The sequence below is a fragment of the Streptomyces sp. NPDC057682 genome (assembly GCF_042799575.1).
Lineage (GTDB): Bacteria > Actinomycetota > Actinomycetes > Streptomycetales > Streptomycetaceae > Streptomyces.
The window spans coordinates 1-16,674 of record NZ_JBHVIN010000002.1; the positions used below are offsets into that span (position 1 = coordinate 1).

Consider the following 16,674-nt stretch of genomic DNA (forward strand, 5'->3'; position numbering starts at 1 on the left):
ATGTCGTGCGGTCCGGGCCCCTTCTGTTCTGCCGGGCGGATCAGGCCTTCGCCGGCTCCGGCTCGTCGGAGGAGTCCGGGGCGGAGGAGTCCGGGGCGGAGGAGTCCGGGGCGGAGGAGGACGATGTGCTCTCCTCGGACTCGGCCGGGGCCGGGATGCCCGCCTTCCTGGCCCGCTTGGCGGCCTTCTTCTTGCGGCGGCGCTCCTTGAACAGCTCCACCATCGTGTACAGCGTGGGCACCAGGAGCAGCGTGAGCAGCGTCGAGGTGACCAGGCCGCCGATGACGACGACGGCGAGCGGCTGGGAGATGAAGCCGCCCTCGCCGGTCACGCCGAGTGCCATCGGGAGCAGGGCGAAGATGGTCGCCAGGGCAGTCATGAGGATCGGGCGCAGACGGTGGCGTCCGCCCTCGACGACCGCCTCGACGACGCCGAGGCCCTGGGCGCGGTACTGGTTGATCAGGTCGATCAGGACGATCGCGTTGGTGACCACGATGCCGATGAGCATCAGCATGCCGATCATCGAGGCGACGCCCATCGGGGTGCCGGTGATGACGAGCAGGCCGATGGCTCCGGTGGCCGCGAACGGGATGGAGACCAGCAGGATCAGCGGCTGGATCAGCGAGCGGAACGTGGCGACCAGCAGCATGAAGACGATCGCGATCGCCGCCAGCATGGCCAGGCCCAGCTTCATGAACGCGTCGTCCTGGTCCTCGGTGACGCCGCCGATGGTGGCGGTGGCGCCCTCGGGCAGGTCCAGGTCCTTGAGCTTGGCCTGGAGGTCGGTGCCCACGGCGCCGGTGTTGTCACCGGTGGGCCGGGCCGTGACCGTGGCGGCACGCTGGCCGTCGATGCGGGTCATGGAGACCGGTCCGGGAACCAGCTTCACGTCGGCGATCCGGCCGAGCTTGACCGGGCCGAGCGGGAGGTCCTTCAACTGCTGCATCGTGGTGGCCGGGTGGGCGGACGTGATGAGCACATCGCGCTCGGTGTCGTCCATGATCGCCTTGCCGGCCGGGGTGCCGCGCACCGCTCCGGCGACGACCGCGCCCAGGGCGGCCTGGTTGAAGCCGGCGTCGGCGGCCTTGGCGTTGGCCGTGACCGAGATCCGCGGGATGCTCTGGGCCAGGTCGCTCTGGACGTCGGTGACGTCCTTGAGCTTGGCGACCTCGGCGCGGACCTGCTCGGAGGCCTTCTTCAGGGTGTCCGCGTCGGCGGCCTTGACCACGACGCTGAGGTCCTGGGAGCCGAAGCCGTCACCGGCGGAGATGGTGGTGTCGCCGATGCCGTCGAGCTTGGCCAGGCCCTGCTCGATACGGTCCTGCGCGGCCTCGAAGTGCTTGGAGTCCTTCAGCGTGACCTGGTACGAGGCCTGGTTGGAGCCCGTACCGCCGCCGAAGGCGGCCATGAAGCCCGAGGAGCCGACGGTGACCTGGTAGTCCTTGACGTCCTTGTCGTCCGCGAGGAGCTTCTCGATCTTCTTCGCGGCCTCGTCGGAGGCGGCCAGGCTGGTGCCGGGGGCCAGCTCCTGCTTGATGGAGAGGACCTCCTGCTCGCCCTGGTCGAAGAAGTTGGTCTTCAGGAGCGGGGCCATGCCGAAGGTGCCGATGAGGATGGCGACGGCGATGACGACGCTGGTGATGCGGCGCCGGGTGGCGAAGCGCAGCACCGGCAGGTAGATCCGCTGGAGGCGGCTGCGGGCTTCCTTCTCCTCGGCCTCGCGGCGGGCCTTGTCCGGGTCCTCGGCGCTGCCCTTGGGGGCGCGCAGGAACCAGAACGAGAGCACCGGGACCACGGTCAGCGAGACCAGCAGGGAGGCCAGCAGGGCGGCCGTGACGGTGAGCGAGAAGGAGCCGAACAGCTCGCCGACCATGCCGCCGACCAGGCCGATCGGCAGGAAGACGGCGACGGTGGTGAGGGTCGAGGCGGTGACCGCTCCGGCCACCTCCTTCACCGCGGTGATGATCGCGGACTGGCGCTCCTCGCCGTAGCCGAGGTGCCGCTTGATGTTCTCCAGGACGACGATCGAGTCGTCGACGACCCGGCCGATCGCGATGGTCAGCGCGCCCAGCGTGAGCATGTTGAGCGAGAGGTCACGCGTCCAGAGCACGATCAGCGCGAGGACGACCGAGAGCGGGATGGAGACCGCGGTGACCAGGGTGGAGCGGATCGAGGCCAGGAAGACCAGGATCACGATGACCGCGAAGACGAGGCCGAGCGCGCCCTCGGTGGTCAGACCGGAGATGGCCTTGGAGACGGCCGGGCCCTGGTCGGAGACGATGGTCAGCTCGGCGCCGGAACCGAGGTCCTGACGGAGCTTCGGGAGCTTGTCCTTGACGGCGTCCGAGATGGCGACGGCGCTGCCGTCCTTGTCCATGGTGGCCATCACGGCGAGGCTCGGCTTGCCGTTGGTCCGGGTGAGGGAGACCGCGGTGGCGGGCTCCTGCTTCACCGCGGCGATGTCGCCTACGCGGACCGGCTTGCCGGCCTTGCCGGTCGCCGGGTCCTGGGCGGTGACCCGCAGGTCCTCGATCTGCTTCAGCGAGGTGAAGGCGCCGCCGACCTGGACGGTGCGGCTCTTGCCGGACTCGGAGAAGGAGCCGGCCGGGACGGTGGCGCCGCCGGCCTGGAGCGCCTGGGCGAGCGAGGCCGCGTTGAGACCGGCCGCCGCGAGCTTCCTGTCGTCGGGGGTGATCGAGACCTGGAGGTCCCGGACACCGTCGACGGCGACCTGGCCGACACCGTCGATGTCCTCCAGGGCGGGGACGACGGTGCGGTCCAGCTGGTCGGCGAGCGCCTGCTGGTCCTTGTCGGAGGTGACCGCGAGGACGACGGTCGGGATGTCGTCGGTGGAGCCGGCGATGACCTGCGGGTCCACGTCGTCGGGCAGCTGGACGCGGGCGCGGTTCACCGCCTGCTGGATGTCCGCGACGAGCTGCTTGGTGCCCTCGTCGCCGAAGTCGAAGGACGCCATGATGACGGCGTTGCCCTCGCTGGCGGTCGAGGTGATGCCGGTGACCCCGTCGACGGCCTTGATCGAGTTCTCGAGCGGTTCGACGACCTGCTTCTCGACCACGTCGGGGGACGCGCCCTGGTAGGGGGCGAGCACCGACACCATCGGGAGCTCGATCGTGGGCAGCAGCTGCTGCTTGAGCTGCGGGATCGCGATCGCGCCGAAGACGAGCGCGACGACCGACATCAGCCCGATCAGGGCCCTTTGCGCGAGGCTGAATCTGGACAGCCAGGACATGGGTGGGGTCTCTTTCTGTGGCGTACGCGGCAGGCGGGCGGGCAACCTGGGGACAGGCCCGGCCCCTCTATACGATCGCTCACTCCCGGAGCCGGAAGGGGCGACCCCAGGCCGATATCTCACACCGCGCATACCGCAGCTGGAGTATGCCGGGGTGCAACCCTCACTCCACCCGTGGGCGCACCAGGCCCGATTCGTACGCTATGACCACCAATTGGGCCCGGTCGCGGGCGCCGAGCTTCGCCATCGCGCGGTTCACATGGGTCTTGACGGTGAGGGGGCTGACGACCAGCCGTTCGGCGATCTCGTCGTTGGAGAGCCCGCCGGCGACGAGGACCAGCACCTCCCGCTCCCGGGTGGTGAGGGCCTCCAGGCGCGCGGAGTACTCCGCTGCGCCCGGCCCCGCCTCGTCCGGACTGCCGCCCTGAGCCAGGAAGGTGGCGATCAGCCCCTTGGTCGCGGCGGGCGAGAGCAGGGCCTCCCCGGCGGCGGCGATCCGGATGGCGTTGAGCAGTTCCTCCGGTTCGGCGCCCTTGCCGAGGAAGCCCGAGGCACCGGCGCGCAGCGACTGCACCACGTACTCGTCGACCTCGAAGGTGGTCAGCATGACCACGCGCACCTCGGACAGCTCCGGGTCGGCGCTGATCATCCGGGTCGCGGTCAGTCCGTCGGTGCCGGGCATCCGGATGTCCATCAGCACCACGTCGGCGCCGGTCGTGCGGGCCAGTTCCACGGCCTGCGCCCCGTCCGAGGCCTCGCCGACCACCCGCATGTCCGGCTCCGAGTCCACCAGCACCCGGAACGCGCTGCGCAGCAGCGCCTGGTCGTCGACGAGCAGCACCCTGATGGCGTCGTCGGTCATGTGTGTCCCCCCGTACGGCCCGCCGTGTCCGGCCTCTCCGGCTCCTGTGCGCGGGCTTCGAGGGGCAGGATCGCATGGACCCGGAAGCCGCCTCCGTAACGGGGTCCGGCGGTGAGGGTGCCGCCCAGGGCGGTGACGCGTTCGCGCATGCCGAGCAGTCCGTGGCCGCCGCCGGTGGGGGCGGTGCCGGGCGCGGAGGAGGCGCCGCCGCCGTTGTCCAGGACCATGATCTCGGCCGTCGCGCCGACCCGGACGACGCTGATCTCGGCCTTGGCCCCGGCGCCCGCGTGCTTGCGGACGTTGGTCAGCGCCTCCTGGATCACCCGGTACGCGGCCAGGTCCACGGCGGCGGGCAGCGGCGGGCCCTCCTTCGCCGCGCAGGCCACCTCGACGGGCAGCCCGGCTCGGCGGACGGTCTCCACCAGTTCGTCGAGGACGGCGAGGCCGGGGGCCGGTTCGGTCGGGGCGGCCGGGTCGCCGGACTGGCGCAGCAGCCCGACGGTGGCACGCAGTTCGTTGAGGGCGGAGCGGCTGGCCTCGCGGACGTGGGCCAGGGCCTCCTTGGCCTGGTCGGGGCGGCGGTCCATGACGTGGGCGGCGACCCCGGCCTGCACGTTGACCAGGGCGATGTGGTGGGCGACGACGTCGTGGAGGTCGCGGGCGATGCGCAGCCGCTCCTCGGCGACCCGGCGCCGGGCCTCCTCCTCCCGGGTCCGCTCGGCCCGTTCGGCGCGTTCCCTGATCGCGTCGACGAAGGCGCGCCGGGAGCGGACCGCGTCCCCGGCCGCGCCCGCCATCCCGGTCCAGGCGAAGACGCCGAGGTTCTCCTGGCTGTACCAGGGGGCCGTGCCGAAGCACATCGCGGCGGCGGTGAGCGCCGCCATGGTGAGGAGGCCGACCCGCCAGGTCGTCGGCCGGTCGGTGCGGGCGGCGACGGTGTAGAGGGCGATGACGGCGCTCATCACCACGGGCGACGGCGGATCGGCGGTCACCAGCTCCACGACGGTGAGCACCCCGGTGGCGCCGAGCACGCACATGGGGCTGCGCCTGCGCCAGACCAGCGCGAGGGCGCCGAGTCCCATCAGGAACACGCTGCCCGCGGCGGGGGTGCGGGTGCCGAAGGTGGGTCCGTTGTGGGCGTTCGGGTCGGCGAAGGACGTGATGAACATGGCCACGAACACGGCCAGGGCGAGGGCGCCGTCCAGCGCGAGGGGATGGTCGCGCAGCCAGCTCCGGATGCGCAGGAGCCCGGTTCCGAGGGTGGTCACGTCAAGCTACGTTACGGCGTGTCGCACCGGAATCGTCCCGGCGCGGAGGAAAGCCGGACCCTGCGGTGCGTACGGCGGTGCCCCGTGTCCGGCGGGGCTGCCGGTTCACGGGGCACGGTCGGGACTGCCGGGGCGGCGGCGGTCCGCCGCCACGCGCTCAGCCGGGGATCAGGCCGTCGTCGCTGAGCATCGCCCGTACCTCTTCGAGCGTGGCGTCGGGCGACGGGAGGATCAGCTCCGACGGCTCCAGGGAGTCGTCCGGCAAGGGTGTGCCGAGCTCGCGCACCCGGGCCAGGAGCGCGTGGAGCGTGGCGCGGAACCCCGGTCCGTCGCCCCGCTCCATCTCGGCGAGCAGGTTGTCGTCGAGCTTGTCGAGCTCGGCGAGATGACTGTCGGCCAGGACTGCCTGGCCCTCCCCCATGATCCGTACGATCATGACGCTGCCTTAATTCTTGTCGAACTTGTGGGTGGTCCGGTCCTGCGGGACGGCGTCCTGCGGGCCGCCCTCGATGGCCTGCTGCTGGGCGGAGGGGCCTCCGGCCAGCTCGGCCTTCATGCGCTGCAGTTCCAGCTCCACATCCGTACCACCCGAGATGCGGTCCAGCTCGGCGGCGATGTCGTCCTTCGCCGTGCCGGTCGGGTCGTCCAGGGCGCCCGAGGCGAGCAGTTCGTCGATGGCGCCGGCCCGTGCCTGGAGCTGCTGGGTCTTGTCCTCGGCCCGCTGGATCGCCAGGCCGACGTCGCCCATCTCCTCGGAGATGCCCGAGAAGGCCTCGCCGATCCGGGTCTGCGCCTGGGCCGCCGTGTAGGTGGCCTTGATGGTCTCCTTCTTCGTGCGGAAGGCGTCGACCTTGGCCTGGAGGCGCTGGGCCGCCAGGGTGAGCTTCTCCTCCTCGCCCTGGAGCGTGGTGTGCTGCGTCTCCAGGTCGGTCACCTGCTGCTGGAGGGCGGCGCGGCGGGAGAGCGCCTCGCGGGCCAGGTCCTCGCGGCCGAGCGCGAGCGCCTTGCGGCCCTGGTCCTCCAGCTTGGACGTCTGGCCCTGCAGCTGGTTCAGCTGCAGCTCCAGGCGCTTGCGGGAGGTCGCCACGTCGGCGACGCCGCGGCGCACCTTCTGAAGCAGCTCCAGCTGCTTCTGGTAGGAGTAATCGAGGGTTTCGCGCGGGTCCTCGGCCCGGTCAAGGGCCTTGTTCGCCTTCGCGCGGAAGATCATCCCCATACGCTTCATGACACCGCTCATGGGCTTCGCGCGCCCCCTTCTGACTCAACCGGTCTTCCAGCAGTCCGACAGAACCCACAGTACGGGCCCTGTCTCTATTACCGCACTGTTCGAGCACGGATGGGGTCCTCCCCAAGGACGAGTGCCGTCGGTGACGGCTCCGGCCCAGGGAGTAGACGACGGCCGGGGAAACCCGGTGACGAAGCCCGTACCGTGCGGTGCGGACACCGGCAAGGACGCCGTCCGTTGCCGGATCGTTCCCGGCCGGCCTGGGGTCGTGGCCTTCGACCCCGTACCCTTGGGCCTTGTGTTTGGTAGCCGCTCCAAGGAAGAGAAGGCCCCCACCGGCAAGGTGACGGCGGACCTCTCCAAGACGCCCCGTGACCCTGAGGCACCCAAGGGTCGCCCCACCCCGAAGCGCAGCGACGCCCAGTCGCAGCGCCGTCGCGCCTCCAGCAGCGCGCCGCTCGACCGCAAGGAGGCGGTGAAGCGCCAGCGAGAGGCACGCCGGGTCGACCTGGCCAAGCAGCGCGAGGCCCTGGCCAACGGGGACGAGCGGTATCTGCCGGCCCGTGACAAGGGTCCGGTGCGGCGCTTCGTCCGCGACTTCGTGGACTCCCGCTTCTGCATCGCCGAGTACTTCCTGCCGCTGGCCGTGGTCATCCTGATCCTCAGCGTGATCCAGGTGCGCGGGATCCAGAACATCTCGCTGCTCCTGTGGCTCGGTGTGATCGTGCTGATCGTCGTCGACTCGATCGGGCTCGCCTTCCGGCTGCGCAAGCAGCTGAACGAGCGCTTCCTGGACACGCCCAAGCGCGGCGCGGTCGCCTACGGTCTGATGCGCACGCTCCAGATGCGTCGGCTGCGGCTGCCGAAGCCGCAGGTCAAGCGCGGGGAGCGACCCTGAGCGCGGACCCCTCCGGACCGGCCGGCGGGGCGCCCCGCGGGCGGACGGACGCCGTGGTCTCCGGGTTCACCGGGGCGGCTCCGGACTGGCTGAAGGGGCTCGGCGGGCTACGGAACACCGTGCGCCAGGAGCTGGTGGCCCGGCAGCTGGACGAGCAGATCGGGGCCCGGTTCCCGGTCGGGCAGCGGCTGCGGATCCTGGACGTCGGCATGGGCCAGGGCACCCAGGCCCTGCGGCTGGCCCGCGCCGGTCACAGCGTCACGGGGCTGGAGTCCGATCCCGAGATGCTGCGGATGGCGCGCGAGTCGCTGGCCGGCGAACCGGCCGGGATCCGTGAGCGGGTCCGGCTCATCGAGGGCAACGGCCAGGACACCGGTGTGCACTTCCTGCCGGGCAGCTTCGACGTGGTGCTGTGCCACGGAGTGCTGATGTACGTCCAGGAGCCCGACGCCATGGTGGCCGGGCTGGCCAGGATGCTGGCCCCGGGCGGACTGCTCTCGCTGCTCGTGCGGAACGCGGACGCGCTGGCGATGCGGCCCGGAATGGCCGGGGACTGGGACGCGGCGCTGGCCGCGTTCGACACCGACCGCTACACCAACCGCCTCGGGCTCTCCGTGCGCGCGGACCGGCTCGCCGATCTGACCGCGACGCTGGCCGGGATCGCCGCGCCGCTGCACGCCTGGTACGGGGTGCGGATCTTCACGGACAACGTGAGCAACGACGTCGAGCTGCCGCCGGCCGCCGAGCTGGAGCGGGTGCTCGCGGCGGAGGACCGGGCGGGGCGGACCGATCCGTACCGGGGCGTCGCGGCGCTGCTGCATCTGTGCGGGGTGCGCGGCTGAGGCGACGACGCCCGGGGCGGGTCCCCGGGCGGGTGCGCTCAACAGGCCGCCAAAGGGGTTAATAGTAATAATCCGGACATGGATGCCCTTCATAGCCGCAGCCGTGTGCGCCGGCTGCTGATGCCCCTGTCCGCCGGTGTCTGCGCGATCGCGCTGGTGAGCGGTTGCTCCGACGCGGATTCCAGCTCCTCCGGGACCACCCCGACGAAGTCCGGGTCGGCCCAGCAGGGCTCGGCCTCGAAGGCCAGCGGTGACCTGCAGAGCGAGTACCAGACCGTCATCGAGAACGTCCTGCCGTCGGTGGTGCAGATCGACGCCTCCGAGAGCCTGGGCTCCGGCATCGTCTACGACGACAAGGGCCATATCGTCACCAACGCCCATGTGGTCGGCGACGAGAAGACCTTCAAGGTCACCGTGGCCACCGGCGAGAAGGTGCTGAAGGCCTCGCTGGTCGCCGCCTATCCCGAGCAGGACCTGGCGGTCATCAAGCTCGACAGCGTCCCCAAGGGGCTGAAGCCCGCGAAGTTCGGTGACTCGGAGAAGGTCGAGGTCGGCCAGATCGTGCTGGCCATGGGCTCGCCGCTGGGGCTCTCCAGCAGCGTCACCCAGGGAATCGTCTCGGCCCTCGGCCGGACCGTGAGCGAGAGCCGGGCGGGAGGCGGCACCGGCGCGACGATCGCCAACATGGTGCAGACCTCGGCGGCGATCAACCCGGGCAACAGCGGCGGCGCGCTGGTGAACCTCGACAGCGAGGTCATCGGCATCCCCACACTGGCGGCCACCGACCCCCAGATGGGTGACAGCGCGGCACCGGGGATCGGATTCGCGATCCCGGTCTCGATGGTGAAGACGGTCGCCGACCAGATCATCAAGAGCGGCAAGGTCACCGACTCCGGCCGCGCGGCGCTGAACATCACCGGCCGCACGGTCGTCAACAGCAGCTACCAGCCCGCCGGGGTCGCGATCGTCAGCGCCACGAGCGGCGGCGCGGCGCAGAAGGCCGGGCTCCGGTCCGGCGACATCATCACCAAGGTCGGTGACACCCCGATCACCACGATCACCTCCCTGTCGGAGGCGCTGGCCTCCGACAAGCCCGGCGACAAGGTCACCGTGACCTATCTGCGCAACGGGGCGGAGAAGACGGCCGAGGTGACGCTCGGCGAGGTGTAGACCCCAAGTGGGGCCGACGGTGCGGCGGGCGGGCCCGGGAGGGTCCGCCCGCCGCACCGTGCGGGTCAGCCCTGGTCGGCGTGGAGGCTCATCGGGCCGTAGATCTTCGTCCCGTCGTCGAACAGGGTCACCTGGTCCGCGCCGCCGTCGGCGAGTTCCTTCCAGTACTCACCGACCCAGGACTCCGCGTCCCCCTGCGTCGTGAACTCCTCCGGCTGAAGGGCCGGCTCCGTCTCCGTTCCGTCGGACTTCTCGAACCGCCACGTCCACGCCATGTCCGCCTCCTGGATCACGTCTCTGCTCAAGTCAGCAGCCTAAGGGTTGTCCCGTAATCCCTTAGGGCCTCGGGTCCTGGTCACGCCGACGGACCCCGTGCGTGGGTCCTGCCCCGGACGGGCCCCCGCGACTCCGTTCACCCCCACATCGCGCAGCCGGTGCGGGGACGCGGGAGGATCGGGGCGTGGAACTGACACTGCTCGGCACCGGCGCCCCCGACGGGCTGCCCCGGCCCGACTGCCCCTGCGCCGCCTGCGCCGCCGCCCTGGGTACGGGTGCGCGCGCCGCGACCGCCCTGCTGATCGACGACGCGCTGCTGCTCGACCTGACCCCCGGGGCCGTGTTCGCCGCCGCCCGCGCCGGGCGTTCCCTGACCGGCGTACGGCAGGTGCTGCTCACCCACCCGCACGACGGACCGGCCGTCGAGCTGCCGGCCGGGCTGCCCCCGGCGGGCCGGGTCCCGGACGGGCGGGTGCTGACGCTGATCAGCGGTCACCGGGTGCGGGCCGTGCCGATGGACGCGCCGGGCACCGGTTACGAGGTCGTCTCGCCGGACGGGGAGCGGCTGCTCTATCTGCCGCCGGGCGGCGCCCCCGCCGGGCTGACCGAGCGGGCGGCCCAGCCGTACGACACGGTCGTCGGCGATCTCGTGGGGCGGCCCGACGCGCTGGCCCGGCTGCGGGCCGTCGAGGCGGTCGGCCCGGCCACCGAGGTCATCGCCGTCCATCTCGACCACGACGCCCCGCCAGGACCCGAGCTGGACCGCCGGCTGGCCGCGGCGGGCGCGCGGGCCGTCCCGGACGGGACGACGCTGCCCGTCGGCGGTTTCCGGGCGGTACCGGGGCCGCCCCGGCGCACCCTGGTCACCGGGGGCGCCCGCTCCGGCAAGTCGCTGGAGGCCGAGCGCCGGCTGGAGACGTATCCGGAGGTCGTGTACGTGGCGACCGGCGGCGGCCGGGACGGTGACGCGGAGTGGGCGGCGCGGATCGGACTGCACCGGGAGCGCAGGCCCGCCGCCTGGCGCACCGAGGAGACCTGCGAGCTGGCGGAGCTGCTGACGTCCGACGGGCCGCCGCTGCTCGTCGACTGCCTGTCGCTGTGGCTGACGGACGCGATGGACCGGGTGGACGCCTGGGACGACACGGCCTGGGCGCGGGGCGGCGAGAGCGCGCTGCGGAAGCGGACGGCCGAACTGGTCGCCGCCGTCCGCGCCACCCGGCGCACCGTCGTGCTGGTGACCAACGAGACCGGGTCCGGGGTGGTCCCGGCGACGGCGGCCGGGCGGCGCTTCCGGGACGAGCTGGGCCGGCTGAACGCCGCCGTGGCCGACCAGTGCGAGCAGGTGCTGCTGGTGGTGGCCGGACAGGCGCTGGTGCTGCGCGGCTGACGGGCCGGCCGGGAGGGCGGGCGCCCGCGTCAACTGCGGTGCGGGCGGCGGCGGGCGCACGGCGGAGGGGCGGAAAACGCGGCGGGTACTGTTCCGCAGTGAGGTTCTCGCGTGGCCGCGCGGTCCGGGATCGCCCGGGAGCCTCCGTTCCCGTCGGCGGGCCCCGGCCCCCACCCCGTATCGACCCGCGAGGCAGACCCCCGTGAATCTGGACGACTTCTCCGACCTGATCGAACGCCCCGACGGGGGTGTACGGCGTGACGCCGAGGAACGCCGGGAGCGGTTCCTCGTGCCGCCCGGTGCGCTCGGCCGTCTCGACGAACTGGGCGAGTGGCTGTCCGCCGCCCAGCAGGCCGTGCCGGTCCGGCCGGTGGAGCAGGCCCGGGTGGTGCTGTTCGCGGGCGACCACGGGGTGGCGGAGCTGGACGTGTCGGGGCGTGCGGCCGGGACGGCGCACGAGCTGGTGCGGGCCACGCTGGACGGTACGACGCCGCTCGCCGTGCTGGCCCGCCGGTTCTCCGTGCCCGTGCGGATCGTCGACGCGGGTCTGGACTGCGATCCGGAGCTGCTGCCGGAATCCGTGGTGCGGACCCGGGTGCGACGGGGCAGCGGCCGGATCGACATCGAGGACGCGCTGACGGTCGAGGAGGCCGAGGCGGCGGTCCGGCTCGGCATGGCGATCGCCGACGAGGAGGCGGACTCGGGCACCGATCTGGTGGTGCTGGGCGATCTGAGCGTCGGCGGCACCACGGCCGCGGCGACCCTGGTCGCGGCGCTCTGCGGCACCGACGCCTCGGTCGTCACCGGACGCGGGGGCGCGGGCATCGACGATCTGGCCTGGATGCGCAAGTGCGCGGCGATCCGTGACGCGCTGCGCCGGGCCCGGCCGGTCCTGGGCGACCAGCTGGAGCTGCTGGCGACGGTCGGCGGGGCCGACCTCGCGGCGATGACGGGCTTCCTGCTCCAGTGCGCGGTGCGCCGGCTCCCCGTGATCCTGGACGGCGTGGTCTCCGCCGCCTGTGCGCTGGTCGGTCAGCGGGCCGCGTTCCGGGCGCCCGACTGGTGGCTGGCGGGCCAGCTGAGCGGTGAGCCGGCCCAGGCCAAGGCGCTGGACCGGATGGCGCTCAACCCGCTGCTGGACCACGGCGTCATCGTCGGCGAGGGAAGCGGCGCGCTGCTCGCGCTGCCGCTGGTGCAGGCCGCGGCCGCGCTGGCGGCGGAACTGCCCGAGCGCGCGCCGGAGGACGACGAGGAGCCGGAGGGCGACGAGGAATCCGGGGACGGCGTAGAGCCGGAGGCCTGAGACAGGACCCGGGCCGTCGGCACGCAGGGCGACGGCGAGCGGTGACGCGTACCCCCGGACGAAGCGATATGCCCCATATGATCGCTTTTCATGGGAGAGGTCCGCATGACCACCGAGGAGTCCACCTACGCCGCGGCCCGGCCGCCGAGCACCGAACGCTCGCGCCGGGGTGCGGCGTTCGCCCTCTGGTATCTGCGCGTCGTGTCGTTCCTCAATTTCCTCAGCGCCGTCTGGGTCACCTTCGGCCAGGACCTGCGCCGCCACAACACCGAGAACTACTTCACGCCGTATCTGCTGACGGCCGGGTTCTCCTCGGGCGTCGTCGCGCTGTTCCTCGCCGTGACGATGCGGCGGCGCAAGCGCGCCGCGTGGATCGTCAACATGGTGCTGAGCGGTCTCACCCTGCTGCTCTTCGCCGCGGTGATCGGCTTCCCGGAGATCCGCCGCTATCCGCAGAACTGGATCTCGCTTGCGCTGACGGCCTCCTTCGTCCTCGCCCTCGCGCTCGGGCAGCGGGAGTTCTACGCGAAGGGCGACCGCTCCAACCCGAAGCTGGCCGCCCTGGTGGCGGTCGGCGGGCTGCTGGTCACCTCGCTGATCGCGGCCGCTCTGGTCACCGTCACCAACCGGGCGCACGACGAATACCGTTCGACGTTCCTGGACCGCTGGCGCTACGGCACGCTGCGGCTGATCTCGGTGGCCTCCGACGACTCCCGCTTCCCCGGCATCACCGCCCCGGGCTGGGTGAACGTCGCCATCAACATCCTGTCCACGCTGCTGCTGATCGCCGTCGTCTACGCGGCGTTCCGCGCCCGGCGGGCGGTCGACCCGCTCAGCCCCGAGGACGAGGCGGCGCTGCGCGCCCTGCTCGACAAGCACGGCGACCGGGACTCGCTCGGCTACTTCGCGCTGCGCCGCGAGAAGAGCGCGATCTGGTCGCCGACCGGGAAGGCCGCGGTCACCTACCGGGTGGTCGGCGGGGTCTCGCTGGCCTCCGGCGATCCCCTCGGGGACCCGGAGGCCTGGCCCGGGGCGATCGCCCCCTGGCTGGCCGAGGCCCGCGAGCACGGCTGGATCCCCGCGGTGATGGGGGCGAGCGAGGAGGGCGGCACGGTCTACGCCCGGCACGGCATGGACGCCCTGGAGCTGGGTGACGAGGCGATCGTGGAGACCGCCGACTTCACCCTGGAGGGGCGGGCGATGCGCACGGTCCGCCAGGCGTACAACCGGGTCAGACGGGCCGGTTACGAGGTGACGGTGCGCCGGCACGCGGACATTCCCGCGGCCGAGATGGCCGAACTGGTGCGCCGCGCCGACGACTGGCGCGACGGCGCGACCGAACGCGGCTTCTCGATGGCGCTGGGGCGGCTCGGCGACCCTGCCGACGGGCAGTGCGTGATGCTGGAGTGCCGGGACGCGGGCGAGGACGGGCGCCCCGGCGAACTGCGCGCCCTGCTGAGCTTCGTGCCCTGGGGCCCGGCCGGCCTCTCCCTGGATCTGATGCGCCGTGACCGGGACGCCGAGAACGGGCTGATGGAGTTCATGGTGATCGAACTCCTGCAACGGGCCGGGACGATCGGGGTCACCCAGGTGTCGCTGAACTTCGCGATGTTCCGCTCGGTCTTCGAACGCGGCTCGCGGCTCGGCGCCGGGCCGGTGCTGCGGCTGTGGCGGTCGCTGCTCAGCTTCTTCTCCCGCTGGTGGCAGATCGAGTCGCTGTACCGCGCCAACGCCAAGTACCGGCCGATCTGGGAACCGCGCTACATGCTCTTCGAGCGGAGCGCCGACCTGCTGCGCATCGGCGTCTCCGCGGGCCGCGCGGAAGGTTTCCTGGAGGCGCCCGGACTGCCCAAGTGGCTGCACCGCTCGCAGCTCGGACCGCGCGGGTGACCGTGCCGGCCGTCCTCGGCCGGGCGGCGCGGGCCGAATGGGGGCCGCTGTGGGCGACCGTACGGGCGGCACTCGCCGCCGAGCGGCTGCGGGCCGTGCCGATGACGCTGGGCGCGGTCGGTCTGACCGGGCTGCTCCAGATCGTGCAGAACCGCTCCTGGGGCTACGGGCCGGTGCAGACCCTGGGGGCGGTGCGCGCCGAGGACCCGCTCTGGGCGGCCCTGCTGCGCACGCCGCTGTCGCTCTTCGTGCCCGCCCTGGACCTGCCGGTGTGGGGCGCGCTGGCCCAGATCCTGCTGGTCTTCGGGACGGCCGAGATCTGCCTGGGCCGGTGGCGGACGCTGCTGATCGCGTACGTCGCCACGCTGGCCGGGACGCTGTACGCGCGGATCGGCGTGGCCCTCGGCCCCGACGCCTTCCTGGGCCTGCCCGGCAGTGACGCCCGGATCGTCGACACCGGCCCCTCCGCCGCCGTCGTCGCCCTGGCGGTCTGTGTCTGCTGCGCCTACCGGGCCCGGTTCACCGGGGCCCTGGTGATCGCCGCGATGGTGGCGGAGGTCGTCGTCAAGGACAACCTGGCGGGCAAGGAGCATCTGGCAGCCATCGTGGCGGCGCTGGCCCTCTGCGCGGTCCCGGCGCTGCGGGTGCGGCGGCCTCCGCGGCGCCGTCAGGGCTTGGACGAGGGGGCGGGGACGCGGTCGGGGGCTCCGCCGATCAGGTCCTGGAAGCGGCGGCGGGGGCCGGCCCAGCGGACGTCGTGGTGGTAGGCGCGCAGCACCGCGCGGGAGCGGGCGCGGTGGCGGTGGCGGTAGAAGCGCCGGGCCCACGGCGAGGTGGGCCGGGCCAGCCGGACCGCCCCGACGACGGCGACGAACGGGACGAGGGTGCCGACCACCGCCATCCGCGCCTTGCCCTTGAACAGGGTGATCAGCACGAAGCCGAAGTTGACGACGAGGGTGAGGACGGCGCCGAGCCGGTTCTGCTGCTGGGTGTCGCTGAGATCGTCCACCCCGAGCGGCGAGAAGCCGCCGAGGACCAGCAGGACGAGCGCGGCGGTGAGGACCACCATCTCCACGCTCTGCCGGCCCTCCTCCGTCCAGTACACGTCGTCCAGGTGCAGGATCAGGGCGAACTCGTCCAGGACCAGCCCCGCGCCCACCCCGAACAGGACCGCGCAGATCCCCGCCGCGACGCCGTGCTGCCCGCTGGCGACAGCGCCGAATCCGCCGATCACGCTGAGCACCACCCCCGGCACCACATGGTGGATGTGCACCCCGCCGGGCGTGATGTTGCGGAAGGGGCCCTTCCCTGCCCGGATCATCCGGGTGATGACCCGGGTGACCGCGAAGGTCAGCACGAACGCGGCCAGGGCCAGGAGCAGCGGGAGCTTGCCCGGCTCGACGATGTTGCGGGCGAACCAGTGACCCATCCCACCCACTCCCGATCAACCACATATGCCCGCATACGCACGGCTTCGCCCCAATCTAGCGGGCGGGGCCTCCGATTAGCCTGCGGGCCGTGACCTCCCTGAACAGCCACGGGCTGCGCTTCGCCTTCGGCACGCTCACCGTGCTGCCCGTCCGTGTGACCCGCTGGGACCGGGACACCGCGCGCACCGGCATGCTCTGCGCCCCGCTGGCCGGCCTCGTCGTCGGGGTGCTCGCGGCGCTGCCCGGCTGTCTGCTGCTGCTCTGCGGTGCGGGCCCGCTCCTGGCCGCCGTCGCCTCGGCCGCGCTCCCGGCGGCCCTCACCCGGGGTCTCCACCTCGACGGACTCGCCGACACCGCCGACGGACTGGGCAGCGGCCGGCCGGCCGACGACGCCCTGCGGATCATGAAGCAGTCGGACATCGGGCCCTTCGGCGTGATCACCCTGCTGTTCGTGCTCCTCGCCCAGGTGGCGGTCCTCCAGCAGCTGTACGCCCGGGGCTGGGCCGAGGGCGCGGCGGCGGCCGTGGTCGCGGCGGTCACCGCCCGGCTCGCCCTCACCCTCGCCTCCCGGCGCGGGGTGCCCGCCGCCCGCCCGGAGGGACTGGGCGCCGCCGTCGCCGGCACCGTCCCGCCCGGGTCCGCCGCGCTCTGCGCCCTCGCCGCGGTGGCCGCCTGCGCCGGGGCGGGCGCCCTCCTCGGCGGGTCCGGGGCACCGCGCCACGCCCTGGCCGCGCTGGCGGGCCTCGTGGCGGCGCAGGTGCTGCTGCGGCACTGCGTGCGGCGGTTCGGCGGGGTGACCGGCGATGTGTTCGGCGCGCTGGCGGAGACGGCGGCGACGGTGACGCTGATGGGACTGGCCCTGGGCTGAGCCCG

Annotated in this window: 15 protein-coding genes; 8 read left to right on the forward strand and 7 right to left on the reverse strand. The window is 72.7% G+C overall.

Features of this window, described 5'->3' with window-relative positions:
- Window positions 1-40 precede the first annotated feature (40 nt).
- The 5 genes from ACFVDM_RS02830 to ACFVDM_RS02850 form a co-directional block, all read right to left on the reverse strand.
- Window positions 41-3,250, reverse strand: a complete 3,210-nt coding sequence (locus ACFVDM_RS02830; protein WP_383632169.1) for an efflux RND transporter permease subunit — start codon at window positions 3,248-3,250, stop codon at window positions 41-43.
- A 163-nt stretch (window positions 3,251-3,413) separates the two neighbouring features.
- Window positions 3,414-4,112 (reverse strand): response regulator, encoded by a 699-nt coding sequence (locus ACFVDM_RS02835; RefSeq protein WP_383632172.1) that lies wholly within the window; start codon window positions 4,110-4,112, stop codon window positions 3,414-3,416.
- Window positions 4,109-5,380 (reverse strand): sensor histidine kinase, encoded by a 1,272-nt coding sequence (locus ACFVDM_RS02840; protein WP_383632175.1) that lies wholly within the window; start codon window positions 5,378-5,380, stop codon window positions 4,109-4,111. The genes ACFVDM_RS02835 and ACFVDM_RS02840 overlap by 4 nt, the downstream gene beginning before the upstream one ends.
- A 157-nt stretch (window positions 5,381-5,537) precedes the next feature.
- Window positions 5,538-5,816 (reverse strand): hypothetical protein, encoded by a 279-nt coding sequence (locus tag ACFVDM_RS02845; protein ID WP_383632178.1) that lies wholly within the window; start codon window positions 5,814-5,816, stop codon window positions 5,538-5,540.
- A 9-nt stretch (window positions 5,817-5,825) separates the two neighbouring features.
- On the reverse strand, window positions 5,826-6,605 hold the full coding sequence (locus ACFVDM_RS02850) for a PspA/IM30 family protein (protein WP_383632181.1): 780 nt from the start codon (window positions 6,603-6,605) through the stop codon (window positions 5,826-5,828).
- A gap of 298 nt (window positions 6,606-6,903) precedes the next feature.
- On the opposite strand from ACFVDM_RS02850, the gene ACFVDM_RS02855 reads away from it, so the two are divergent.
- The 3 genes from ACFVDM_RS02855 to ACFVDM_RS02865 all read left to right on the forward strand — a co-directional run bounded on the left by ACFVDM_RS02855 (window position 6,904) and on the right by ACFVDM_RS02865 (window position 9,515).
- Window positions 6,904-7,503, forward strand: a complete 600-nt coding sequence (locus ACFVDM_RS02855; RefSeq protein WP_383632184.1) for a DUF3043 domain-containing protein — start codon at window positions 6,904-6,906, stop codon at window positions 7,501-7,503.
- A gap of 89 nt (window positions 7,504-7,592) precedes the next feature.
- Window positions 7,593-8,345: a class I SAM-dependent methyltransferase gene (locus ACFVDM_RS02860; protein ID WP_383633474.1), complete on the forward strand. Its 753-nt coding sequence runs from the start codon at window positions 7,593-7,595 to the stop codon at window positions 8,343-8,345.
- A gap of 78 nt (window positions 8,346-8,423) precedes the next feature.
- Window positions 8,424-9,515, forward strand: a complete 1,092-nt coding sequence (locus ACFVDM_RS02865) for a S1C family serine protease (RefSeq protein ID WP_383632187.1) — start codon at window positions 8,424-8,426, stop codon at window positions 9,513-9,515.
- A gap of 65 nt (window positions 9,516-9,580) precedes the next feature.
- On the opposite strand, the gene ACFVDM_RS02870 is transcribed toward ACFVDM_RS02865, so the two are convergent.
- Window positions 9,581-9,790, reverse strand: a complete 210-nt coding sequence (locus ACFVDM_RS02870; protein ID WP_383633477.1) for a hypothetical protein — start codon at window positions 9,788-9,790, stop codon at window positions 9,581-9,583.
- 185 nt (window positions 9,791-9,975) lie between these two features.
- On the opposite strand from ACFVDM_RS02870, the gene ACFVDM_RS02875 reads away from it, so the two are divergent.
- The 4 genes from ACFVDM_RS02875 (at window position 9,976) to ACFVDM_RS02890 (ending at window position 15,138) form a co-directional block, all read left to right on the forward strand.
- A complete protein-coding gene (locus ACFVDM_RS02875) occupies window positions 9,976-11,178 on the forward strand; it encodes a bifunctional adenosylcobinamide kinase/adenosylcobinamide-phosphate guanylyltransferase (protein ID WP_383632190.1) in 1,203 nt (400 codons plus the stop codon).
- 202 nt (window positions 11,179-11,380) lie between these two features.
- Entirely contained in the window at window positions 11,381-12,481 is a 1,101-nt protein-coding gene (gene cobT / locus ACFVDM_RS02880) for a nicotinate-nucleotide--dimethylbenzimidazole phosphoribosyltransferase (protein ID WP_383632193.1), read from the forward strand.
- Between the two features lie 90 nt (window positions 12,482-12,571).
- Entirely contained in the window at window positions 12,572-14,371 is a 1,800-nt protein-coding gene (locus ACFVDM_RS02885; protein WP_383632196.1) for a phosphatidylglycerol lysyltransferase domain-containing protein, read from the forward strand.
- Window positions 14,368-15,138, forward strand: coding sequence for a hypothetical protein (locus ACFVDM_RS02890; protein ID WP_383632199.1), 771 nt, complete (start codon window positions 14,368-14,370; stop codon window positions 15,136-15,138). Before ACFVDM_RS02885 ends, ACFVDM_RS02890 begins: the two co-directional genes overlap by 4 nt.
- On the opposite strand, the gene ACFVDM_RS02895 is transcribed toward ACFVDM_RS02890, so the two are convergent.
- Window positions 15,039-15,800: a hypothetical protein gene (locus tag ACFVDM_RS02895; protein WP_383632202.1), complete on the reverse strand. Its 762-nt coding sequence runs from the start codon at window positions 15,798-15,800 to the stop codon at window positions 15,039-15,041. The two genes, ACFVDM_RS02890 and ACFVDM_RS02895, sit on opposite strands and share 100 nt — an antisense overlap.
- Before the next feature lie 89 nt (window positions 15,801-15,889).
- Between ACFVDM_RS02895 and cobS the strand changes: the two genes are divergently transcribed.
- Window positions 15,890-16,669: an adenosylcobinamide-GDP ribazoletransferase gene (cobS, locus tag ACFVDM_RS02900; protein ID WP_383632204.1), complete on the forward strand. Its 780-nt coding sequence runs from the start codon at window positions 15,890-15,892 to the stop codon at window positions 16,667-16,669.
- Window positions 16,670-16,674 lie beyond the last annotated feature (5 nt).